General features: G+C 59.3%; 17 protein-coding genes and 4 tRNA genes. 3 read left to right on the top strand and 18 right to left on the bottom strand.

The window, feature by feature from the left end; all coding sequences use genetic code 11:
* Nucleotides 1-142 precede the first annotated feature (142 nt).
* The 17 genes from rpoC to SKZ59_RS14100 all read right to left on the bottom strand — a co-directional run bounded on the left by rpoC (nt 143) and on the right by SKZ59_RS14100 (nt 20,254).
* A complete protein-coding gene (rpoC, locus tag SKZ59_RS14180; protein ID WP_034753138.1) occupies nt 143-4,384 on the bottom strand; it encodes a DNA-directed RNA polymerase subunit beta' in 4,242 nt (1,413 codons plus the stop codon).
* A gap of 109 nt (nt 4,385-4,493) precedes the next feature.
* Nucleotides 4,494-8,600, bottom strand: a complete 4,107-nt coding sequence (gene rpoB / locus SKZ59_RS14175) for a DNA-directed RNA polymerase subunit beta (RefSeq protein ID WP_046682083.1) — start codon at nt 8,598-8,600, stop codon at nt 4,494-4,496.
* A 244-nt stretch (nt 8,601-8,844) separates the two neighbouring features.
* On the bottom strand, nt 8,845-9,216 hold the full coding sequence (rplL, locus tag SKZ59_RS14170) for a 50S ribosomal protein L7/L12 (RefSeq protein WP_034753136.1): 372 nt from the start codon (nt 9,214-9,216) through the stop codon (nt 8,845-8,847).
* Between the two features lie 67 nt (nt 9,217-9,283).
* Nucleotides 9,284-9,823 carry a 50S ribosomal protein L10 gene (rplJ, locus tag SKZ59_RS14165; protein ID WP_034753621.1) on the bottom strand — a complete coding sequence of 180 codons (540 nt, stop codon included), beginning with the start codon at nt 9,821-9,823 and terminating at the stop codon, nt 9,284-9,286.
* 320 nt (nt 9,824-10,143) lie between these two features.
* A complete protein-coding gene (gene rplA, locus SKZ59_RS14160) occupies nt 10,144-10,839 on the bottom strand; it encodes a 50S ribosomal protein L1 (protein WP_034753134.1) in 696 nt (231 codons plus the stop codon).
* A complete protein-coding gene (gene rplK, locus SKZ59_RS14155) occupies nt 10,839-11,273 on the bottom strand; it encodes a 50S ribosomal protein L11 (protein ID WP_034753131.1) in 435 nt (144 codons plus the stop codon). The genes rplA and rplK overlap by 1 nt, the downstream gene beginning before the upstream one ends.
* Nucleotides 11,274-11,388: 115 nt before the next feature.
* The gene (nusG, locus tag SKZ59_RS14150) at nt 11,389-12,015 is read right to left on the bottom strand and encodes a transcription termination/antitermination protein NusG (protein ID WP_034753130.1); all 627 of its coding nucleotides are present in this window, start codon (nt 12,013-12,015) and stop codon (nt 11,389-11,391) included.
* The gene (gene secE / locus SKZ59_RS14145) at nt 12,015-12,398 is read right to left on the bottom strand and encodes a preprotein translocase subunit SecE (RefSeq protein WP_010394308.1); all 384 of its coding nucleotides are present in this window, start codon (nt 12,396-12,398) and stop codon (nt 12,015-12,017) included. Before secE ends, nusG begins: the two co-directional genes overlap by 1 nt.
* Before the next feature lie 32 nt (nt 12,399-12,430).
* Nucleotides 12,431-12,506 (bottom strand) — tRNA-Trp (locus tag SKZ59_RS14140).
* A 66-nt stretch (nt 12,507-12,572) separates the two neighbouring features.
* The gene (gene tuf, locus SKZ59_RS14135) at nt 12,573-13,763 is read right to left on the bottom strand and encodes an elongation factor Tu (protein WP_034753125.1); all 1,191 of its coding nucleotides are present in this window, start codon (nt 13,761-13,763) and stop codon (nt 12,573-12,575) included.
* Between the two features lie 88 nt (nt 13,764-13,851).
* A tRNA-Thr gene (locus tag SKZ59_RS14130) sits at nt 13,852-13,926 on the bottom strand.
* A gap of 43 nt (nt 13,927-13,969) precedes the next feature.
* Nucleotides 13,970-14,043, bottom strand: a tRNA-Gly gene (locus tag SKZ59_RS14125).
* Between the two features lie 62 nt (nt 14,044-14,105).
* A tRNA-Tyr gene (locus SKZ59_RS14120) sits at nt 14,106-14,190 on the bottom strand.
* A gap of 232 nt (nt 14,191-14,422) precedes the next feature.
* Nucleotides 14,423-16,069 carry a response regulator gene (locus SKZ59_RS14115; protein ID WP_319992114.1) on the bottom strand — a complete coding sequence of 549 codons (1,647 nt, stop codon included), beginning with the start codon at nt 16,067-16,069 and terminating at the stop codon, nt 14,423-14,425.
* 133 nt (nt 16,070-16,202) lie between these two features.
* The gene (locus SKZ59_RS14110) at nt 16,203-17,798 is read right to left on the bottom strand and encodes a DUF3369 domain-containing protein (RefSeq protein ID WP_070304557.1); all 1,596 of its coding nucleotides are present in this window, start codon (nt 17,796-17,798) and stop codon (nt 16,203-16,205) included.
* Between the two features lie 63 nt (nt 17,799-17,861).
* Entirely contained in the window at nt 17,862-18,953 is a 1,092-nt protein-coding gene (locus SKZ59_RS14105) for a J domain-containing protein (RefSeq protein WP_319992113.1), read from the bottom strand.
* Nucleotides 18,954-19,102: 149 nt separating this feature from the next.
* Nucleotides 19,103-20,254, bottom strand: coding sequence for a class I SAM-dependent methyltransferase (locus SKZ59_RS14100; protein ID WP_319992112.1), 1,152 nt, complete (start codon nt 20,252-20,254; stop codon nt 19,103-19,105).
* A 74-nt stretch (nt 20,255-20,328) separates the two neighbouring features.
* Between SKZ59_RS14100 and SKZ59_RS14095 the strand changes: the two genes are divergently transcribed.
* Genes SKZ59_RS14095 through ttcA form a run of 3 tightly spaced genes read left to right on the top strand, consistent with a single transcriptional unit; the run spans nt 20,329 to nt 22,528 of the window.
* The gene (locus SKZ59_RS14095; protein WP_230518174.1) at nt 20,329-21,117 is read left to right on the top strand and encodes an SDR family oxidoreductase; all 789 of its coding nucleotides are present in this window, start codon (nt 20,329-20,331) and stop codon (nt 21,115-21,117) included.
* A 53-nt stretch (nt 21,118-21,170) separates the two neighbouring features.
* Nucleotides 21,171-21,569, top strand: coding sequence for a dihydroneopterin aldolase (locus SKZ59_RS14090; protein WP_070304550.1), 399 nt, complete (start codon nt 21,171-21,173; stop codon nt 21,567-21,569).
* A gap of 5 nt (nt 21,570-21,574) precedes the next feature.
* Nucleotides 21,575-22,528: a tRNA 2-thiocytidine(32) synthetase TtcA gene (ttcA, locus tag SKZ59_RS14085; RefSeq protein ID WP_413774559.1), complete on the top strand. Its 954-nt coding sequence runs from the start codon at nt 21,575-21,577 to the stop codon at nt 22,526-22,528.
* A 52-nt stretch (nt 22,529-22,580) separates the two neighbouring features.
* On the opposite strand, the gene SKZ59_RS14080 is transcribed toward ttcA, so the two are convergent.
* Nucleotides 22,581-24,278, bottom strand: coding sequence for a methyl-accepting chemotaxis protein (locus SKZ59_RS14080; RefSeq protein ID WP_319992111.1), 1,698 nt, complete (start codon nt 24,276-24,278; stop codon nt 22,581-22,583).
* Nucleotides 24,279-24,329 lie beyond the last annotated feature (51 nt).

The following is a 24,329-nucleotide window of genomic DNA, read 5'->3' as shown; positions in this document are numbered from 1 at the left end:
GTGGCTTTATCGGCCAGCAGCGGGGCTTGACGCTCAACCACTTCCCACGTCTCTTTCTCTTTGCGTGCACGGTGGAAGGCCGCAGTAACGGCCATAAAAAAACGGCACCCGAAGGTGCCGTTTTGTCAGCTAGCAGCGCAGATTACGCTTCGTCGCCGTGGTGTTGCTGGGTCTCGATATCCTGCAATGCTTCTGCAGCTTCGCCAGCCATCGAGGCTTTCTCGGCCAGCAGCAGCGCTTGACGCTCTTCCACTTCCCACGCTTCTTTCTCTTTGCGTGCGCGGTGGAAGGCCAAGCCCGTACCGCCAGGAATCAGACGGCCGACGATGACGTTCTCTTTCAGGCCGCGCAGACCATCGCGCTTGCCCATGATCGCCGCTTCGGTCAGCACGCGGGTGGTTTCCTGGAACGATGCGGCCGAGATGAACGAATCGGTCGACAGCGATGCCTTGGTAATACCCAACAAGACGTTTTCGTAGGTCGCTGGAATCTTGTTCTCAACGGCCATGCGATCGTTCTCGTCCAGCAGTTCCGAACGCTCTACCTGCTCGCCAACGATGTAGTTGGTGTCGCCGGCATTGACGATCTGAACACGGCGCAGCATCTGACGCACGATCACTTCGATGTGCTTGTCATTGATCTTCACGCCTTGCAGACGGTACACGTCTTGCACTTCGTCAACGATGTAACGTGCCAGCGCTTCGATACCCAGCAGGCGCAGGATGTCTTGCGGATCGGCTGGGCCGTCCACGATCATCTCGCCCTTGTTCACGACTTGGCCGTCATGCACCAGCACTTGTTTGTCCTTGGTGATCAAGAACTCATGCTTGTTGCCGTCCATGTCCGTGATTTCCAGACGCTGCTTGCCCTTGGTTTCTTTACCGAACGCAACCGTACCCGTGACTTCCGCCAGCATACCGGCATCTTTCGGCGAGCGCGCTTCGAATAGTTCGGCAACGCGTGGCAGACCACCGGTAATATCGCGCGTTTTTTGCGATTCGGTAGGAATACGTGCCAGCACTTCACCAACCGATACCTGTTGACCGTCCTTGACCATGATCAGCGCGCCGACCTGGAAGCCGATCGCCACCGAGTGTTCGGTGCCGGCGATCTTGACTTCTTCGTTCGCGTCGTTGATCAGCTTGACTTGCGGACGCAACGTTTTCGTCAACGAACCGCGACGTTTCGCATCGATCGCCACCAAGGTGGACAGACCGGTCACTTCGTCGACCTGACGGGCTACGGTAACGCCTTCTTCGACGTTCTCGAAACGCACTTGACCGGCGTATTCGGTAATGATCGGACGGGTCAGCGGATCCCACGTTGCCAGAGCCGTACCGGCCTTGATGACCATGCCGTCCTTGACGATCAGGGTCGCACCGTACGGTACTTTATGACGCTCACGCTCACGGCCATGGTCGTCGGTAATCAGCACTTCGCCGGAACGGGAAATGACGATTTGCGCGCCCTTGCCGTTCGTCACGTAACGCATGGTTGCCGTGAAGCGGATGGTACCGTTCGACTTGGCTTCCACCGACGATGCCACTGCCGCACGCGATGCCGCACCACCAATGTGGAACGTACGCATGGTCAGCTGGGTACCAGGCTCACCAATCGACTGCGCTGCCACCACACCGACGGCTTCGCCGGCGTTGACCAGCATGCCGCGGCCCAGGTCGCGGCCATAGCACTTGGCGCACAGGCCGAAGCGCGTGTCGCAAGTCAGTGGCGTACGGACCTTGACTTCATCGATGGACAGACGCTCGATCTCTTCGACCATGTCTTCGTCCATCAAGGTGCCGGCTTCGTACAGCGTTTCCTGGGTTTCAGGATTGACGACGTCATGCACCACGACGCGGCCGAGGATACGGTCACGCAACGGTTCGATGACTTCACCACCTTCGACCAGTGCCTTCATGACGGCGCCGTTCATGGTGCCGCAATCATCTTCGATCACCACCAAGTCTTGCGTCACGTCAACCAGACGACGCGTCAGGTAACCGGAGTTAGCCGTTTTCAGCGCCGTATCGGCCAGACCTTTACGAGCGCCGTGGGTCGAAATGAAGTACTGCAAAACGTTCAGACCTTCGCGGAAGTTCGCGGTAATCGGCGTTTCGATAATCGAGCCATCCGGTTTGGCCATCAGACCACGCATACCGGCCAACTGGCGAATCTGGGCTGCGGAACCGCGCGCGCCGGAGTCGGCCATCATGTAAATGGCGTTGAACGATTCTTGCGTCGACTTGGTGCCGTCGCGGCGGATCACGTCTTCGACTTTGAGCTGGTCCATCATGGCCTTGCCGACTTCATCCGAGGTTTTGCCCCAGATATCGACTACCTTGTTGTAACGCTCGCCGGCGGTCACGAGACCCGAGGCGTATTGCTGTTCGATCTGCTTGACTTCCGATTCGGCCGTCGCGATCAGGGTGACTTTTTGAGGCGGTACCAGCATGTCGTCGACGCAGATCGAGATACCGGCGCGTGTCGCCAGGCGGAAACCCGATTGCATCAGTTTGTCTGCGAACACCACGGTGGCGCGCAGGCCGCACTTGCGGAACGACGTGTTGATCAGCTTGGAAATTTCTTTCTTTTTCAGCGCGCGGTTCAGGACGGAGAACGGCAGGCCTTTTGGCAGAATTTCCGACAGGATCGCACGGCCGATCGTCGTTTCGTAACGCGTTACCGTTTTCTCGAATTCGCCCGTTTCGGCGTTTTTCGGGTATTCGGTAATACGCACGGTGACGCGGGTCGTCAGTTCGACTTCCTTGTTGTCGTAGGCGCGGATCACTTCCGACACGTCAGGGAACATCATCCCTTCGTTCTTCGCATTGATCGCTTCGCGGGTCGCGTAGTACAGACCCAGCACGATATCCTGGGAAGGAACGATCGATGGTTCGCCGTTCGACGGGAACAGGATGTTGTTCGATGCCAGCATCAGGGTGCGTGCTTCCATCTGCGCTTCGATCGACAGAGGAACGTGGACCGCCATTTGGTCACCGTCAAAGTCGGCGTTGAATGCGGCGCAGACGAGCGGGTGCAGCTGGATGGCCTTGCCTTCAATCAGGACTGGCTCGAACGCCTGGATACCCAGACGGTGCAGCGTAGGTGCGCGGTTCAACATGATCGGATGTTCACGGATCACGTCTTCCAGGATGTCCCATACGACCGGCTCTTGAATCTCGACCAGCTTTTTGGCGGCCTTGATCGTGGTAGCCAGACCCATCAGTTCCAGTTTATTGAAAATGAATGGCTTGAACAGTTCCAGCGCCATCAGTTTCGGCAAGCCGCACTGATGCAGTTTCAATTGCGGGCCCACGACGATGACCGAACGACCGGAGTAATCGACGCGTTTGCCCAGCAAGTTTTGACGGAAACGGCCGCCCTTGCCCTTGATCATCTCTGCCAGCGATTTCAGCGGACGCTTGTTGGCGCCGGTCATCGCTTTGCCGCGACGGCCGTTGTCCAGCAGCGAATCGACTGCTTCTTGCAGCATGCGCTTTTCGTTGCGCGTGATGATCTCTGGAGCGCGCAGCTCCATCAGGCGTTTCAGACGGTTGTTACGGTTGATGACGCGGCGATACAGATCGTTCAGATCCGAGGTCGCGAAACGGCCGCCATCGAGCGGTACCAGCGGACGCAGTTCCGGCGGCAGCACTGGCAGCACTTCCATGATCATCCAGTCAGGCTTGATGCCCGAACGTTGGAACGCTTCCAGCACTTTCAGGCGCTTCGCGTATTTCTTGATCTTGGCTTCGGATTTCGATTCCTTCAGTTCCACGCGCAGGGTTTCGGCATCGCGGTGGATGTCGATCGAGCGCAGCAGTTCACGGATACCTTCGGCGCCCATGAAGGCGGTGAAGTCGTCGCCGTACTCTTCGTACTTGGCAGCGTAGTCGTCTTCCGACATGATCTGGCACTTTTTCAGCGGGGTCATGCCTGGATCGGTCACGACGTATGCTTCAAAGTACAGCACGCGTTCGATGTCCCGCAGGGTCATGTCCAGGACCATGCCCAGACGCGACGGCAGCGATTTCAGGAACCAGATGTGCGCGGTCGGCGAGGCCAGCTCGATGTGGCCCATGCGCTCGCGGCGCACTTTGGCCAGGGTGACTTCGACGCCGCACTTTTCGCAGATCACGCCGCGGTGTTTCAGGCGCTTGTACTTGCCGCACAGGCATTCGTAATCCTTGATCGGGCCAAAGATCTTGGCGCAGAACAGGCCGTCGCGCTCAGGCTTGAAGGTACGGTAGTTGATGGTTTCCGGCTTCTTGACTTCGCCGTAGGACCACGAACGGATTTTCTCAGGCGAAGCGAGACCGATCTTGATTGCATCGAAGGTCTCGTTGGTCTGTACTTGCTTGAATAGATCGAGCAGTGCTTTCATGTATCACTCCAGAGGTGATTAAATTTCTATATTCCTGAGACTACATTGCCCGGCGTGGTTTCCCAGCCGGGCTTTGTGTTTCCCAAACCAAATGACAGGGTGCTGTCGTTTAGTTGCGTTCGAGGTCGATATCGATACCCAGCGAACGGATTTCCTTGACCAGCACGTTGAACGATTCCGGCATGCCGGCGTCGATCACGTGGTCGCCCTTGACGAGGTTCTCGTACACTTTGGTACGGCCATTCACGTCATCGGACTTGACGGTCAACATCTCTTGCAAGACATACGACGCGCCATACGCTTCCAGTGCCCAGACTTCCATCTCACCGAAACGCTGACCACCGAACTGGGCTTTACCGCCCAGTGGCTGTTGCGTCACCAGCGAGTAAGGACCGGTCGAACGCGCATGCATCTTGTCATCAACCAAGTGATGCAGTTTCAGCATGTGCATGACGCCGACAGTGACCTTGCGCTCGAACGCTTCACCGGTGCGACCGTCATACATGGTCACCTGGTTTTTCGAAGCGGTCATGCCCAGGTTCTTGGCGATGTCGTCCGGATACGCCAGGTCCAGCATGCGGCGGATCTCTTCTTCGTTGGCGCCGTCGAACACTGGCGTGGCGAATGGAACACCTTTTTTCAGGTTTTCCGCCAGCTTCATGATCTCTTCGTCGTCGAAGTCGTTCAGATCTTCCGCGCGGCCGTTGTCGTTGTAGATCGTCGTCAGGTACTTGCGCACTTGCTCGACCTTGGTTTGCGCCTTCAGCATTTCGCCGATGCGGATACCCAGACCCTTGGCAGCCCAGCCCAAGTGAGTCTCGAGAATCTGACCAACGTTCATCCGCGAAGGAACGCCCAGCGGGTTCAGCACAACGTCGGCTGGCGTGCCGTCGGCCATGTATGGCATGTCTTCCACAGGAACAATACGGGAAACCACACCCTTGTTACCGTGGCGACCTGCCATCTTGTCGCCCGACTGCAGGCGGCGTTTCACGGCCAGGTACACCTTGACCATTTTTTGCACGCCTGGTTGCAGCTCATCGCCTTGCGTCAGTTTCTTGCGCTTCTCTTCGAAGGCCAGATCGAACTGGTGACGCTTCTCGTTGATCGATTCCTTGATCGCTTCCAGCGCTACCGCTGCATCGTCGTCCGCAGGGCGGATGTCGAACCAGTGGTATTTGTCCAGATCGGCCAGGTATTCCTTGGTGATCTTGGCGCCTTTGGCCAGCTTTTTAGGGCCGCCGTTGACAACTTTGCCGATCAGCATTTTTTCCAGACGCTGGAAGGCATCGCCTTCAACGATACGCATCTGGTCGTTCAGATCCAGACGGAAGCGTTTCAGTTCGTCATCGATAATTTGCTGGGCACGCTTGTCGCGCACGATGCCTTCACGGGTGAAGACTTGCACGTCGATCACGGTACCGATCATGCCCGAAGGCACGCGCAGCGACGTATCTTTCACGTCCGAAGCTTTTTCGCCGAAAATCGCGCGCAGCAGCTTCTCTTCCGGGGTCAGCTGGGTTTCGCCCTTCGGCGTCACTTTACCAACCAGGGTATCGCCGGCCTGGACTTCAGCGCCGATGTAGACGATACCGGACTCATCCAGACGTGCCAGCTGATTTTCAGCCAGGTTCGAGATGTCGCGCGTAATTTCTTCCGCGCCCAGTTTCGTGTCACGGGCCACCACCGACAACTCTTCGATGTGAATCGAGGTGTAGCGGTCGTCCTTGACGACGTTTTCCGAGATCAGGATCGAATCTTCGAAGTTCAGACCATTCCATGGCATGAAGGCCACGGTCATGTTCTGGCCCAGCGCCAATTCACCCAGGTCGGTCGATGCGCCGTCGGCGATCACGTCGCGCTTGGCAACACGGTCGCCCACTTGCACGATAGGACGCTGGTTGATGTTGGTGTTCTGGTTCGAACGGGTGTACTTGATCAGGTTGTAGATGTCGACGCCCACTTCACCAGCGGTCGCTTCGTCATCGTTGACGCGAATCACGACACGGCCCGCATCGATGTAATCGACGATACCGCCACGCAGCGCTTGCACGGTGGTACCCGAGTCGACCGCAACGGTGCGTTCGATACCGGTACCGACCAGCGCTTTTTCCGGACGCAAGCAAGGCACAGCCTGGCGTTGCATGTTGGCGCCCATCAATGCACGGTTCGCATCATCGTGTTCGAGGAACGGAATCAGCGAGGCAGCGACGGAAACGATCTGGCCTGGGGCAACGTCCATGTACTGGATGCGCTCCGGGGAGACCAGGATGGTTTCGCCAGCTTCACGGGCCGAGACCAGTTCATCGGACAGCATGCCGGCGTCGTTGATGGTCGCATTCGCCTGAGCGATGATGTAGCGGCCTTCTTCGATGGCGGACAGGTAGTCGATCTGATCGGTAATCTTGGAGCCTTCGACCTTGCGGTACGGGGTTTCCAGGAAGCCGTACTCATTCAGGCGGGCATACAACGCCAGCGAGTTGATCAGACCAATGTTCGGACCTTCCGGTGTCTCGATCGGGCAGACGCGGCCGTAGTGGGTCGGATGCACGTCGCGCACTTCAAAGCCGGCGCGTTCGCGTGTCAGACCGCCGGGTCCCAGAGCCGATACGCGGCGCTTGTGGGTAATTTCCGACAGAGGATTGGTTTGGTCCATGAACTGCGACAGCTGGGACGAACCGAAGAACTCGCGAATCGCGGCCGAAATCGGCTTCGAGTTGATCAGGTCGTGCGGCATCAGGTTGTCCGCTTCGGCTTGGCCGAGGCGTTCCTTGACGGCGCGCTCAACACGCACCAGGCCGGCGCGGAATTGATTCTCGGCCAGTTCGCCCACGCAACGTACGCGACGGTTACCCAGGTGATCGATATCGTCGACTTCGCCGCGGCCATTGCGCAGTTCCACGAGGATCTTGATCACGGCCAGCACATCTTCGTTCGACAGGGTCATGGCGCCGGTCAGTTCATCGCGGCCAATGCGGCGGTTGAACTTCATGCGGCCCACGGCCGACAGGTCGTAGCGGTCCGAATTGTAGAACAGGCCATTGAACAGCGCTTCAACGGAGTCTTCCGTTGGCGGCTCGCCTGGACGCATCATGCGGTAGATCGCCACCTTCGCAGCCATCTGGTCGGCGGTGTCGTCGATACGCAGGGTTTGCGAGATGTAGGCGCCCTGATCCAGGTCGTTCGTGTACAAGGTCTGGATTTCGGAAATGTTGGCATCGCGCAGGCGGCCCAACAGATCTTCGGTCAGCTCATCGTTCGCGGAAGCGACGACTTCACCGGTGTCGCCATCGACGATGTTCTTCGCCAATACGCGGCCCAGCAGGTAGTCTTCCGGTACGGAAATGTGCTTGATGCCGGCAGCTTCGATATCACGCACGTGTTTCGCGTTGATACGCTTGTCTTTCAGCACCAGGGTCTTGCCCGACTTGTCGACGATGTCGAAACGCGCCACTTCGCCGCGCAGACGTTCGGCGACGAATTCCATCTCCGCGCCTTCGGAGCGCAGATTGAAATTGTCGAAGACGAAGAAGTTCGCCAGGATTTGCTCGTGCGACATGCCGATGGCTTTGAGCAGGATCGTTACTGGCATCTTGCGACGGCGGTCGACGCGGAAGAACAGGATGTCTTTCGGGTCGAACTCGAAGTCCAGCCACGAACCGCGGTAAGGAATGATACGCGCAGAGAACAGCAGTTTACCGGACGAGTGGGTCTTGCCGCGGTCATGCTCGAAGAACACGCCAGGCGAACGGTGCAGCTGGGAAACGATAACCCGCTCCGTGCCGTTGATGACGAACGAACCGGTGGTCGTCATGAGCGGCAATTCGCCCATGTAGACTTCCTGTTCCTTCATCTCTTTGACGACGGGCTTGGTTGGCGATTCCTTGTCCAGGATCACCAGACGCACTTTCGCGCGCAGCGGCGACGCGAACGTCAGGCCACGTTGTTGACATTCTTTGACGTCAAAGGCAGGATCGCCGAGAACGTACGACAAGAATTCGAGACGCGCAAAACCATTGTGCGACACGATAGGGAAAATCGAAGTGAAAGCCGACTGCAGGCCATCATTCTTGCGGCCGGACGGTGCTATGTCCTCTTGCAAGAAGCTATGATAAGACTCGAGCTGGGTCGCCAGCAGGAACGGAACGTGGTGAACGTTGGCGCGCTTCGCGAATGATTTGCGAATGCGTTTCTTCTCAGTAAATGAGTAGTGCATGGACACTCCGTGAGTGACAGAAAGGATAGAAAATTCAGGTTTTGCAAGTGTTCGTTTGCACCGCTGCGTGTGACACAGACGAAACCTCAAGGCTCTGCTTTCCGGCTTGAATCGAATAAAAACTGCTGCTACAACTACATGACAAATACGATGCAGACGACAAAGGAGCCAAAGTCGGATTTCCCCCCTTGCGAGGGGAAACCTCAGACTTTGACTCGGGCGCTAACTGCCGCCGGTACAGATATTACTTGATCGAAGCGGTTGCGCCGGCTTCTACCAGTTTCTTCTGTGCTGCTTCAGCGTCAGCTTTCGACACTGCTTCTTTCACAGTTTTTGGTGCGCCATCGACCAGGTCTTTAGCTTCTTTCAAGCCCAGGCCGGTGATTTCGCGAACTGCTTTAATAACGCCAACTTTGTTTGCGCCGAAGGTGTCAAGGATGACGTTGAATTCGGTTTGTTCTTCAGCAGCTGCTGCTGGGCCTGCTGCAGGACCGGCCGAAGCCATAGCTGCTGCGGACACGCCGAATTTTTCTTCGAATGCTTTAACCAGGTCGTTCAGGTCCATTACGGACATGGCGCTAACTGCTTCCAGGATATCGTCTTTGCTAATTGCCATTTTGAAACTCCTAAATTTATTACGTTAGTTACATCAGATTGGTACTGAGAGAAAAAAGCGCGCGCAATTAAGCGGCTGCTGGGGCTTCTTCTGCTGCTGCTTCTGCAGGAGCTTCGGCGCCTTCGCCTTTTTTCGCTGCCAGGGCAGCCAGACCACGTGCAAAGCCCGAAACCGGAGCCAGCATAACGCCCAACAACTGCGAAATGAGGACTTCACGGCTAGGAATGCTCGCCAACGCGGTGACAGCAGCTGTATCCAGCGGCTTGCCTGCGTAGTTACCTGCTTTGATGACCAGTTTGTCGTTGGTTTTAGCGAAGTCAGCGATGACTTTAGCTGCTGCAACGGCATCGGCCGAGATCGAGTAGATCAACGGGCCGGTCATGGCATCTGCCAGGCTGGCGAATGCGGTACCTTCAACGGAGCGACGAGCCAGAGTGTTTTTCAACACACGCAGGTACACGCCTTGGGCACGCGCTTTAGCACGCAGTTGCGTCAAGTGACCAACCTGGATGCCACGATATTCGGCCACGACGATCGTTTGCGCATTTGCTACTTGTGCGGAAACTTCGGCGACGACGGCCTTTTTGTCATTCAGATTGAGACTCACGGTCAACCTCCTTAAATGATGTTCGGCAATCACAACCGAGTGGTTGAGCGCCTTGCATCGGTTCGAACACGGCGTCCGAAGTCAAGAAGTACTAAACTGAGCGGATGAATTCACGCAGCATGAGGACTACAAAACTTGTTCGGGTACACCATCTGCGTTGGGCACTTGCCGTTGCCGGCAAGCCTATTAACCTTCTGCATGTGCGATCGCAGTCGGCCCAACGGTCTTTGATTGTCTGCCTGCCTGGTGCGAACACCGAGCAGACAGCCCAAAGATGCGCCCGCAGCGCCCGAAGGCGCTACAGGACTTGATTCTGTTACTTAAGCTGCCAGGCTAGCCTGGTCAACACGGACGCCAGCGCCCATGGTCGACGACAGCGAAACTTTGCGCAGGTACACGCCTTTGCTCGATGCTGGCTTGGCTTTGTTCAGTGCGTCGATCAGTGCGACCAGATTCGACTTCAGATCTGCGTCAGCGAACGATTTACGGCCGATGGTAGCGTGGATGATACCGGATTTGTCGGTACGGTACTGAACTTGACCGGCTTTCGCGTTTTTCACGGCGGTAGCGACGTCAGGAGTAACAGTGCCAACTTTCGGGTTAGGCATCATGCCGCGTGGGCCCAGGATCTGACCCAGGGTACCAACGATACGCATGGTATCTGGCGAAGCGATAACGATGTCGAAAGGCATGTCGCCGGCTTTGATCTGCTCAGCCAGGTCTTCCATACCAACGATGTCGGCGCCAGCTGCTTTAGCAGCTTCCGCTTTTTCGCCCGACGCGAATACTGCAACGCGTACGGTTTTGCCGGTACCAGCTGGCAGAACGACGGAGCCGCGCACCACTTGGTCGGATTTCTTAGGATCAACACCCAGTTGTACCGATACGTCGATCGATTCATTGAACTTGGCCGTTGCGCACTCTTTGATCAGAGCGACAGCGTTGTCGAAAGCGTACACTTTGGTACGGTCGACTTTGGCTTTCAAAGCCTTGATACGTTTGGATAACTTAGCCATTATACAACACCTTCCACCGTGATACCAATCGAACGAGCGGAACCAGCGATGGTGCGTACAGCAGCATCCATGTCGGCAGCGGTCAGATCAGGGGTTTTCAATTTAGCGATTTCTTCAGCTTGTGCGCGGGTCAGCGTACCGACTTTGTCGGTATGTGGCTTCGGCGAACCTTTGGTGATCGCAGCAGCTTTTTTGATCAGGTAGGTTGCTGGAGGCGTCTTCATCACGAACGTGAAGGACTTGTCAGCGAACGCGGTGATCACGACTGGAATCGGCATGCCTGGCTCCAGACCTTGGGTCTGTGCATTGAAGGCCTTGCAGAATTCCATGATGTTCAGACCACGTTGACCCAGAGCTGGACCGATTGGTGGGGATGGGTTTGCTTTACCAGCTGGCACTTGCAGCTTGATAAAACCAATGATTTTCTTTGCCATGATGGCTCCTATCTTGGATTGAGTAGTAGCGCCCCGCCGATCCTACCCTGGCGGGGCTCCTCTGACCGGATTTCGCTGAGACCGCTGCGACGCTCCTGGTGGCGCTTGATAATACTTAAACTTTTTCGACCTGGCCGAATTCGAGTTCCACCGGGGTAGCGCGGCCAAAAATCGTGACCGAAACGCGCACTTTGGATTTCTCGTAGTTGACTTCTTCGACATTGCCGTTGAAGTCGGTGAACGGACCATCCTTGATGCGGACTTGCTCGCCCACTTCGTACAAGGTCTTTGGACGGGGCTTTTCAACACCTTCCTGCATCTGCTTCATGATGCCGTCGATTTCGCGCGCGGAGATCGGCGTCGGCTTGTTCGACTTGCCACCAATGAAACCGGTAACCTTGCTGGTGTTCTTGACCAAGTGCCAGCTCTCGTCCGTCATTTCCATTTCAACCAGCACATAGCCAGGATAGAAACGACGTTCGGTGACGGACTTCACACCATTCTTGACTTCGACAACTTCTTCGATCGGCACCAGGATCTGGCCGAACTGGTCTTGCATGCCCGCGCGCTCGATGCGCTCGGTCAGTGCGCGCATGACGCTTTTTTCCATGCCGGAATAAGCATGCACGACATACCAGCGCTTGCTGCTGACTGGCACGCTCAGCGCTGCACCAGTGTCCGCTACCGGAGCGTCGCCCGGAACGGACTCGTCCGCCGCTTCATCATGCACATTTTCGCTCATTATTTTTTCCAACCAAGAATTACGTCATACAACAAAAACTCGAGCAATTTATCCGTGCCCCACAGGAAAATCGCCATGACCAGCACAAAGGCAAACACGATCGCAGTAATCTGCGTGGCTTCTTTGCGGGTAGGCCAAACGACTTTCTTGGTTTCGCGCACAGCTTCTTTGGCGAAATTGAGAAATTCACGGCCGGTCGTCGAGACATACAAGAGCGCAACAGCAATAACCAAACCAGCCACAAGCGCGCTTGCACGCACCAGAGCTGGTTGGCCTGCCAGGTAATAAAACCCGACTACTCCTGCAATCGCAGCTACTATTGCCAGCGCGACTTTTATCTTGTCACTCGACGTGCTAACGGTTTGCACGGATTGATTTGACATTTTTCTACTTTCGGTGCCCTGCACCTTGACGGTGGCAGGGACGGAGGGCATCGAACCCCCAACCTTCGGTTTTGGAGACCGACGCTCTGCCAATTGAGCTACGTCCCTACGTAAAACTTTCGAGGAGTGCTATTCTACCACCCAGGACGCCCCGGGTGGAAGCATAACATTTCCTTATGCGAGGATTTTTGCAACCACGCCGGCGCCGACGGTACGGCCGCCTTCGCGGATAGCGAAGCGCAGACCTTCTTCCATCGCGATCGGGTTGATCAGCTTGACGGTGATCGACACGTTATCACCTGGCATGACCATTTCTTTGTCTGCTGGCAACTCGATCGAACCAGTCACGTCCGTCGTACGGAAGTAGAACTGTGGACGATAGTTGTTGAAGAATGGCGTATGACGGCCGCCTTCGTCTTTCGACAGAACATAGATCTCGCCGGTGAAGTGTGCATGCGGCTTGATCGAGCCTGGCTTGGCCAGAACTTGACCACGTTGCACGTCTTCACGCTTGGTGCCGCGCAGCAGCAGACCAACGTTGTCGCCAGCTTGACCTTGGTCCAGCAGCTTGCGGAACATTTCCACGCCGGTGCAAGTCGTTTTGACGGTATCGGTGATACCGACGATTTCGATCTCTTCGCCGACTTTGACAATGCCGCGCTCGATACGACCGGTCACAACGGTACCGCGACCCGAGATCGAGAACACGTCTTCCACTGGCATCAGGAAAGCACCGTCAACAGCGCGCTCTGGCGTTGGGATGTAAGCATCCAGCGCATCGGCCAGACGCAGCACTGCGTCAACACCCATTTCGCCTTCTTTGCCTTCCAGCGCCATACGTGCCGAACCTTTGATGATTGGCAGGTCGTCGCCTGGGAATTCGTACTTCGACAACAGCTCGCGCACTTCCATTTCAACCAGCTCCAGCAGCTCTGCGTCGTCGACCAGGTCGCACTTGTTCAGGAACACGATGATGTATGGAACGCCAACTTGGCGGGCCAGCAGGATGTGTTCGCGGGTCTGTGGCATTGGGCCGTCAGCTGCGGAGCACACCAGGATTGCGCCGTCCATCTGGGCTGCACCGGTAATCATGTTTTTGATGTAATCGGCGTGGCCTGGGCAGTCAACGTGCGCGTAGTGACGCGTTTCCGTTTCGTACTCGACGTGGGCGGTGTTGATCGTGATACCGCGCGCTTTTTCTTCTGGTGCTGCATCGATCTGGTCGTATGCTTTAGCTTCGCCGCCGAATTTCTTCGACAGAACCGTTGCGATTGCAGCGGTCAGCGTGGTTTTACCGTGGTCGACGTGGCCGATGGTGCCGACGTTGACGTGCGGCTTGGTCCGTTCGAATTTACCTTTTGCCATTTTGAACTCCTAATGATTTGATTAGATTGCTCAGGCACACGCCCGACGGTCTGGTTTGAATTGCTTCTGTGCTGCCTGCTGCGAATTCTGGTGCCCTTGACGTGGATCGAACACGTGGCCTCTCCCTTACCAAGGGAGTGCTCTACCACTGAGCTACAAGGGCTGTAATTTGTTGCATGCGATGCATCAAGCATCTGAACGGAAACTGGAGCGGGTGAAGGGAATCGAACCCTCGTCGTAAGCTTGGAAGGCTTCTGCTCTACCATTGAGCTACACCCGCGAGGTATCGTTCACTTTTCTTCACTTGCTTTTTGCTACTACCCAGTTTTCCTTGCAAAAACTTGGTGGAGGGGGCTGGATTCGAACCAGCGTACTCATAGAGAACAGATTTACAGTCTGTCGCCTTTAACCACTCGGCCACCCCTCCGCGGGAACCGCAGAGTATGAAGCATCTACTCACAACTGTCAACCTTATTTACTGATGCCTGACTGCTGCATTTGCGTATAAAGAAGAAGTTGGCTGCTTCGGGGCGTGATTATAAGCTCCCGATTTGAGAATGTGCAAGGGTTGGCGCGAAAAAGTCGACTTTTTTCGCATTTTTTTTATCCATCCTACCTGTAAGCCGCATTTTCCCGTCATTCGCCCCGCATTTTCCTGTTTATCTGGCGTCAGGCGGATGCATCCAGGAGTTGCCCAGGGGCTTATATTTACGCAACAACTGCTGATGCAGGCCCGACAGCACGGGCAATTTTGGGTTGCGCGGGTCCAAACGGCGCACGCCGGCGATAAATGTCAGCGCCTGCTGGCCCATGCGCTCATCCCAGCCCTCGTGCTCCAGGCATTTCAGCACAGCCACGGCCGCATTGAAGACTACTTGCGGATTATCGGGCAGGCGCGTGACGGCCTCGCCCATCAGGTCGACGGCGCCGCGGAAATCGCCCTCTCCCGCGCGGGCGGCGCCGGCCGCTACCATGTCGGCCACTTCCTGGCGGCTTTGCCGCGCCAGCGCCTTGGCCAGCTCTTCGCGTCCCGCCTGTTCGAACACGGCCATGGCGCGCGTCATGGCGGCGCTGTCGGGCGCGTTGCGCATGACTTCGCGCATCACCTCGGCCGCGCCATCCTCGCGCCCATGCGCCAGGCAGTGGCGCGCCAGTTCGGTTTTCAGCATGTTCGAGCCGCCCACGCTGTGGCGGTTGGCGGCCAGGGCCGCGTCCAGCGATTGCTGCAGGCGCTCTTCGTTGCCCGTATGCGCATGCAGCATGGCGCTGCACAGGGCGCTGCACAGTTCCGCATTCTTTTGCCCGCCCATCGACTTGTCGAGGTCGCGGATCACGGCGCCCGCCTGCAGCGGATCGCCCTTGCGCACCAGGGTCTGCACCAGGCGCACATGGTCTTCCGGATCGCGGAATTCCGAATACTTGGCCTTGCTGACCACCAACTTGAGGGATTTTTCCGCCATCTCGATATCGTCGGCCGCCAGGGCCGCCTCGCCCAAGCGGCGCAAGCGGCGCACGGCGTGCGGCGACAGGGCCACCGCTTCGCTCAGGGCCGCCTGGGCCAGTTCCGGCTTGCCTTGCGCCAGATGCGTACGCGCCAGCCAGTCATAGGCGTCGAGAAAACGCTTGTTGTTTTCCAGCAGTCCTTCCAGGGTGGCCTGCGCCGCTTCGTACTCGCCCAGCAGGAATTGCGTCTTGGCCTGCCCCAGGCGCGCCCAGCCGATGGACTTGCTCTCGTACAAGGCTGCGTAGATCGGTTCGGCGTCTGCCGCCTCGCCCAGCAGCAGATGCAGTTCCGCGCGCAGGCGCAGGAAATCCGTGGCGTAGCGCGGATACAGGCTGGCGCCCTCGGCGCAGGCGGCGATCGCCGCGCGCTCGTTGCCCACGTCGATCAATTCATACACGGGCACGAAGGCATTGCGCTTGTCCAGCGCGCGGCCGATGCGCTCGAGCATGTTGTCAGCGGTGAATGGCTTGAGGATGTAATCGGTGGGCAACAGCTCGACGGCGCTGACTACCTTGGCGAAGCTGCCTTCGCCCGTGACCATGAAGAACATGGTCGATGCGTGCATCAATTTGTGGTGGCGCAAGTCTTCCAGCATCTGCTGGCCATCCTGCCCGCCATCGAGGTCGTATTCGCACAGGATCAGATCATACGATTTGCTGCCCAGCATGCGGATCGCCTGACCCGAGCTGGCCGCGTCGTCGATCTTCGCCAGGCCGCACAGGTTGAGCATATTGTGCAGGCTGGCGCGCATGCCCGGATGCGGTTCGATGATCAGTGCGCTGAGGCCCTTGAGTTCTTTCATGTCGTGATGTCCGAAAACTCCGCGGCGCGCCACACTGGTGCGTGGCGCCGGCCAGCATGAGGCTGCCGAGTATATGACGGCGTCGCGCGCAAGGGAATGGCGGCGTGCCGAAAAGCGCCAACGAAGTTGCTGCTCAAGCCGTGGCGTGCTCCGGATGCCACAGTTGCGGCTCGTTGTCGATCAGGTCGAGCAGCGCCGCCACCACTTCCGGATCGAACTGGCTGCCGCTGCGCTGTTCGATGTATTCGCGCACCTGCGGATACGGCCACGGCTCCTTGTAGGGCCGCTCATGCAGCAAGGCATCGAAGACGTCGACCACGGCAACGATGCGCGCGGCCACGGGGATGTCGCGCCCTTTCAGGCCATTCGGGTAGCCGGCGCCATCGAAGTGTTCGTGGTGGCCGCCGGCGATCTGCGCGCCATAGGTCAGGTAGCTGACGCCGTCGACCATGTTGGCGGCCCGCTCGAGGATGGTGCGCCCGACGCTGGCATGCAGCTGCATCTGCGTGCGCTCCTCGTCCGTATGCTTGCCTGGTTTCAATAGCACGGCGTCCGGCGTGGCCACCTTGCCCACGTCGTGCAGGATGCTGGCCAGGCCGATCATGTCGAGCAGCTGCGGGCTGAGCTCGTCGGCATACGCGCCGCGCTGCTGCATGCGCTGGGCGATGGCGTCGGACAAGAGCTGCACGCGCCGCACGTGGCCGCCCGTGTCGCTGTCGCGGAACTCGGCCAAGTCGGCCAGCGCCACGACGGTCGCTTCCTGCGCCTTGCGCAGCTGGCCGAACATGTACAGGTTGTCGAAGGCGGCCGCGATGCGCTGGCAAAACACTTCCAGCAGATCGCGCTGGATCTGCGCCAGCGGCCACGGCGGCGTAACGGAGATGGCCAGTTCGCGGTTGCCTTCCGTATGGATGAACAGCACATTGGCAGGATGCTCGAACTGGCTGCGCTTTTCCGCGAACGCCTTGTCAATGGTGGGCGTGAGCGCGTGATCCGCCGGCATCGCTTCGGACTCGGCCAGCACCGCATACGTGCCCGTGGCTGCCACCACCTCGGGCCGTCCGGCGCCTCCCTGCATCAGGCACAGCACGCCATCGGCGCCCACGTCGAGGATGGCGCTGACCTGGTTCAGCACGCCGGACGCGAATTCGCGCAGGGAATGGATCTGGTACAGATTGGTGGCGCCGGCGAGGATCTTGCCCAGGCCGATGCGGCTGCGCTCGAGCATCATCAGGCTCTCGTAGGCGCGCAGGGCCGAAATGACGGTGGTAAACAGCTTCTGTGTCGTCAGTTCCGTCTTCGCCTTGTAATCGTTGATGTCGTATTCGATGATGACGCGCTGCTCGGGCGCCTGGCCCGGCTGGCCCGTGCGCAGCACGACGCGCACGATGGAGTTGTTCAGGTCGGCGCGGATGCGCTTGGCGAGGATCAGGCCTGCGTCATCCGTTTCCATCACCACGTCGAGCAGTACCAGCGCGATATCGGGCGTGTCGCGCAGGATCTCGTATCCTTCGCGGCCGCTGTAGGCGGAAAACAGTTCCAGTTCGCGGCCCTTGAAACTGACATTGCGCAGCGCCAGCCGCGTGACCGCATGCACATCGACGTCGTCATCGACGATCAGCACACGCCACAGGCGCTGGTCGGGCGCGGCCAGCCCGGAGGGACTGGCCACCGGCTCATCTTCGTCGAGCAGCCAGTTATCATCTGCATCGGCTTTGAGGTCGGTCATGAATACTCCTAAGGGATAAGTTCGATGTGGACGCTGCGTTGACGCATATCAAGCATAATCAGATTAGATGCTGCTTACAACAGGATTCTGCGTACCGCCCTCTCCCGCGGCAGGCGCTGGCGCCGGTATCGAAGCGCCGCTGCGCGGGGCGCCGCCGCAGTTGTCCTGGCCTGGCCCGACGGCCTGGTAGCGCACTTCGTACTTGCCCGCGCTGAGCTGCTCCACCGTCAGCTTGTCATTGCCCAGGATGTACAGGTAGCGCACATTCGAGCGCCGCTCCTGGTCATACAGCTTGACGAAAACGGGCGCCGTGTTGCCGCTGTTATCGATGGTCAAACTCAGTTCGTCGCCCTTGTTGCCGATCGGGAAGCCATCGACATAGCCGGACCGCGCCGGCCAAGGCTCGCCATTCGGCGCCACCAGTGTTGCCGACTCGGCCTGGCTGGCACCATCGCAGACGGGCCGGCTGGCTTTCAGGCTCAGCTGCGCCACGGCCAGCACTCGGATCTCGGGCGCCTTCGCTTGCGCGGGCTCGGCCGCATACGGCTTGCCTACCGCCCAGCTATCGATTGCCACGGCTTCGTTTTTTGCCGGCGGCGTGGCAACGCTATCCGCCGTTGCCGTGTCCGGGTGCGCCTTGCCGCCATCGCGGGCCAGGCCACTCCAGGCCGAGGCCAGCGCGGCAGGCACGGGCTGCGAGGTATCGAGCATCAGCAAGGCGCCCAGCCAGCCCAGCAGCAGGCAAACAAGCAAACTCAGCCACCAGCGCCAGTTGCGCCAGATGGGCTGCAGGCCGCGCTGCGCCTTGCCCTTTGGCGGCGGCACATCCTGCGCCCAGGCGTGCTCATGCGATTGCGCATGGCCTTTCGCGCGGCCATCGCGGGTCTTGCCTTCTTCGTGGTGGGTGCTTTCCAGCCATTCGATTTCCCACTCCTCGGCGGCGATCCACTCGTCGTGTTCCTTGCGGCGTTGTGGATCGGACAAGGTGCCATAGGCGCTGTTGAGGATCGCCATGATGCGGGCGGCCTTCTCGTCGCCGGGATTCTTGTCTGGATGGTATTTCTGGCTGAGGGCTTTGTACGCGGCACGTATGACTTCCTGCGGCGCCAGGCGCGCCACTTTCAGGTTGTCATAGTGTGTATGTATCTTTCCCATCGTTCTATCTTGAAATCGGTGCGCGGCGACGGGTTCTTGCAGGATGGAACCGTGCTGTGTCGGTCATCATATACGATATGACAAGATAATAACCACCGGCGGACAGGAAATTGCAGGGCGGCACTGCCTTGCCTTGATATTGCCGGCGCTTACAGGCGGTGACTGCGGTCACTGGACAACAGCGCTTCCGGCAACTCCACGCGATGCCCCACCACCAGCACCTTGAACAATTCTCCCATCTCGGCCGGCGACACCAGCTTTTGTACGGCGCTGGCCTGCGGCAAGTACGTCTTGACCCGCTCGGGATCGGTGCGCAGCAGCAAGTCGCCGATACCAGAGCCCAGCAGGAAGGATGCCTGGTTCATGTAGGCGAGCACGTCGAGGCCCGCATCCTGCGCCGCCACCGCCATGGCCGTAAAATCCACGTGGGCCGTTATGTCCTGCAAGCCGGGCAGATAAAACGGTTCCGCATGGGCGTGATGGCGGTAATGGCACATCAGGGTGCCCGTGGCGCGCAAGTCCAGGTAATACTCGTGCGCAGGAAAGCCGTAATCGAACAGCACGGCCGCCCCGCCCTGGCCATTCGTCAGCATCTGCGCCAGCGAGCGCATGAAGCCGCAGGCGACGCCATGAATTTCCGTGACATAACCGACGGGCAAGTCATCGGCGCCGGGCACCTGGGCGGCGATCTGCGCGGCCACGTCGGCGCCGGCCGGGCGCTCGACAAACACGAACTGGCCATCGGCAATGCTGACGTCGAGTTCGCACCAGCCGGCCGGTGTCTTGCTGATCAGGTTGACGGGCATGGCGTCGAGCACTTCATTGCCGAACACGGCGCCTTCGAAACTGTCGGGGAAACTGTCGAGCCACACCACCTGCGGGAAGGCGGCCAGCGCCAGCTCCTGGCGCGCGCGCAATTCTCCGGACAATTCGACGATCGCATACTGTTCGACCGCGATGCCGGCATTCGCCGCTTCCGTCAGGATGTCCAGGGCCAGCTTGCCCGTGCCGGCGCCGAATTCGAGGATGCGCGGGGCCGTTTGCGCCATAATAGCGGCTGCCACATGGGCCAGGGTGGCGCCGAACAGGGGCGAAATCTCCGGCGCGGTTGTAAAATCGCCATCTTTACCCAGCTTGGCGGCGCCGCCGCTGTAATAGCCGAGGTCAGGCGCATACAGCGCCAGCTCCATGAAGCGGACAAAGGGAATGGCGCCGTCATTGCGCGCGATTTCGGCGGCAATCTGGTGCTGCAAAGCATGGGACGCGGCCAGCGCGTCGCTATCGGGTGCGGGAAGAGACATTCCCGCATTGTAGCGAATCGGCGGCGCATGCCGCCAGTGTGGCGTCCACCGAATATCTCAACCATAGCAAAGACATGACAGAAGCAACGACAACGCCATTCGACAGCACTCCCCGCGTCGCCCTCGTCACGGGCGCCGCGCGCCGCATCGGCCGCGCCATCGCACTGGGCCTGGCGCGCGACGGCTGGGATATCGCCGTCCACTACCGCGACTCGCGCGAGGAAGCGCAGAGCCTGGTGGCGGAAATCATCGCGCTGGGCCGCCGCGCGCAAGCATTCCCCTGCGACCTGGCGCAGGAAGTGGCCGTGCGCCAGTTGTTGCCGCAGGCACAGGCGGCGCTGGGGCCAGTGACTTGCGTGGTCAACAACGCATCGTTGTTTGAATACGACAATGCGGGCAATTTTTCATTCACCGCGCTCGACGCCCACATGCACGCCAACCTGGCCGCTCCCATCCTGCTGGCGCAAGCGCTGTATCAGGCCACCCCAAGCGGCGGGCAAGCCGTGGTCATCAACTTGCTGGATCAAAAACTGTACAATCTCAATCCTGATTTTTTGTCGTACACCCTGTCCAAGGCGGCGCTGCTGTCGGCGACCACCATGCTGGCCCAGGCGCTGGCGCCGAAAGTGCGCGTGGTGGGCATTGCCCCCGGCATCACCATGGTCTCCGGCGAGCAGACGGAAGCGAACTTTGCCAAGGCGCATGAAAACACGCCGCTGGGACGCTCCAGCACGCCCGAGGATGTGGCCGACTGCGTCTGTTACGTGGCCGGCGCGCGCGCGCTGACGGGCACGACCCTGCTGGTCGATGGCGGCCAGCATCTGATCGGTTTGCCGCGCGACGTCATGTTTTTGACCAAATAATCAGCAGCTCTACCAAACAACCAGCATTCCAGCATCCCCGAAAAGGTAAAACTATGTCGTCCGCCCTGTACCACCCTCGCCTGGCCGATTGCCGCCGGCTGTTCCTGCGCAATTACGAAGTCCTCATCAACATCGGCGTCTACGACTTCGAAAAAAAGGGCGAGCAGCGCGTCCTCATCAACGTCGACCTGTACATTCCACTGGCCCTGTCGACGCCCAAGGATGACCAGTTGGAAGAGGTGGTCGACTACGACTTCATGCGCGAAACCATCGCCAAGCGCATGGCGCAAGGCCACGTGCAGCTGCAGGAAAGCCTGGTCGACGACGTGCTGGCCGCCATGCTGGCGCACCCGCGCGTGCGCGCCGCGCGCGTGTCGAGCATGAAACCGGACGTGTATCCCGACTGCGAAGGCGTGGGCGTGGAAGTATTCAAGATCAAGGATGAAGTATGAGCACTATGAACGACACCGCAGTTATGGAAACCGCCGTGGAAATTCCGGCCAACGTGGAAGCGCAGAAACTGGCGCGCAAGAAAGCGGAAAAGATCGCCCTGGAAAACAACAAGCTGCACAAGCGCCTGTGCCGCCTGGTGGGGCAAGCCATCGGCGACTTCAACATGATCGAAGACGGCGACAAGGTGATGGTGTGCCTGTCGGGCGGCAAGGATAGCTATGCGCTGCTGGACATTTTGATGACCTTGCGCGAACGCGCGCCGATTCACTTCGATATCGTCGCCGTCAACCTGGATCAAAAGCAGCCGAACTTCCCGCCGGAAATCCTGCCCGCCTACCTGACGGAACTGGGCGTGGCTTTCCACATCGAAAACCAGGATACGTACAGCATCGTCAAGCGTTTAATCCCGGAAGGCAAGACGACGTGTTCGCTGTGCTCGCGCCTGCGCCGCGGCATCCTGTACCGCGTGGCCGACGAGCTGGGCGCCAACAAGATCGCCCTGGGCCACCACCGCGACGACATCCTGGAAACGTTCTTCCTGAATATGTTCTTCGGCGGCAAACTGAAAGGCATGCCGGCCAAGCTGCAATCGGACGACGGCAAGCACATCGTCATCCGCCCGATGGCCTACGTGAAGGAAGAAGACACGCAGCGCTATGCGGAAGTCAAGGGCTTCCCCATCATTCCGTGCGACCTGTGCGGTTCGCAGGAAAACCTGCAGCGCAAGCAGATCAAGGGCTTGATGCGCGAATGGGACAAGAAGTTCCCCGGCCGCGTGGAAAGCATCTTCTCGGCCCTGTCGAACGTGGCGCCATCGCATTTGATGGACCCGAAACTGTTCGGCTTCAAGGACTTGAAGGCGGACGGCGTGGCCAACCCCATGGGCGACATCGCGTTTGACGAAGAGCCGTGCTCGACGCCGACGACGTTCGGCACGATTCCGCTGCAGCAAGGCTGACCCTGACGCACGGCGCCTCATGACGATGGCGCCGTTTCTGCATTAACCTGCCTTAAAACTCTTCCCAGTCGTCGCCGGCCAGCGCTTTCGCGGGAGCCGGCGGCTTCGTCTTGACGGCAATGCTGCGCGCGGCAACACGCGGCGCCGGCGCAGGACGCTCGGCTGCCGGTTGTGGCGCCGGGCGGCGCAGCAAGCCTGGCTGCTCGCGCAGCTTGAATACGCTGACCACTTGCGCCAGGCCGTACGCCTGCTCCTGCAGCGAACCGGCCGCTGCCGCCGCCTCTTCCACCAGCGCCGCATTTTGCTGGGTCACCTGGTCCATCTGGGTAATCGCCTGGTTGACTTGCCCGATGCCGTGCGTCTGCTCCTGACTGGCGCTGGAAATCTCGCCGATGATGTCGGTCACGCGCTTGACGCTGGACACCACTTCATCCATCGTCGCGCCGGCCTGGTCGACCAGTTTGGCGCCCACGCCCACCTTGCTGACGGAATCGTCGATCAAGCCCTTGATTTCCTTGGCCGCCGCCGCCGAGCGCTGCGCCAGGTTGCGCACTTCGCCGGCCACGACGGCGAAACCGCGGCCCTGCTCGCCGGCCCGTGCCGCTTCCACGGCCGCGTTGAGCGCCAGGATATTCGTCTGGAAGGCGATGCCGTCGATCACGCTGATAATGTCGACGATCTTGCGCGACGATTCGTTGATCGAACCCATGGTCTCCACCACTTCGGCCACCACCGCGCCGCCGCGGCTGGCGATACCGGCCGCCGCGATGGCCAGCTGGTTGGCCTGGCGCGCATTGTCCGCATTCTGCCTGACGGTGCTGGTCAGTTCTTCCATCGACGAGGCGGTTTCTTCCAGCGAACCGGCCTGCTGTTCCGTGCGCGACGACAGGTCCAGGTTGCCGGCGGCGATTTCCGACGAGGCCGTGGCGATGCTGTCCGTGCCGCTGCGCACCTGGCTGACGATGCCGACCAGGTTGTTGTTCATATTGCCCAGGGCCGTCAGCAGCGCCCCCGTTTCATCCTTCGCCGTCGTGGCGACGGTCTGCGTCAGGTCGCCGGCGGCCACCGTTTCGGCCAGCGCCAGCGCCTGGCGCAGCGGGCGCGTGATGCCCGTCGTCAGCAGCCACGAGCACAACACGCCGAACGCCACGGCAAACAGGGTCAGCAGGCTGATGACGGTGGTGTCATGCACGGCGGAAGCGTCGATCTGCTTGGCCGTCGCATCGATGCTTTCGCGCTGCATGGTCACCAGTTCCTGCAGCAAATCCTGGTAGACCTTGGCGGCCGGGGTGAACGCGGTGTCGAGGATGTGCGCCGCGCCTTCCACGTCGCCATCGGCCTTGGCCTTGACGGCGCCATCGCGCGAGGCGCTGTACACCTTGCGCTGCTCGAGGATCTTGGCGAACAGGGCTTTTTCCTTGTCGCCCGCGACCAGCGGCTCGATCTGCTTGAGCAATTCGGCCGCCTTCTTCACGGACGCGGCCGAGTCTTCCTTGAAATACGGTCCCAGCGCCGGGTCGCTGCTCTTGACGATGGCGGCCGTGCGGCGGATCGAGGCAAAGTTCAAGCCATACCAGTCGGTAATCAGGCGTTCCTTGGTCAGCGGTTCGGCCATCATGGCGCGCGTGGACGTCGCCACTTCATTGAGGCGCCACACGCCTACGGTAGCAATCAGAACGGTCATTGCCAGGATCAGGACAAAGCCGATGCTCAGGCGCTTGCCGATCTTGATATTTGCGATAAAGCCCATGGTGTCTTTTCTCTCAATAAGTGCATCGAAGATATATTTAATTCCATATGG

Origin of the sequence: Janthinobacterium sp. GMG2, from assembly GCF_033949445.1 — a bacterium.
GTDB classification, from domain to species: Bacteria; Pseudomonadota; Gammaproteobacteria; order Burkholderiales; family Burkholderiaceae_D; genus Janthinobacterium; species Janthinobacterium aestuarii.
Note: the sequence above shows the minus strand (reverse complement) of the source record. Positions and strands in the feature narration are given on the sequence as shown.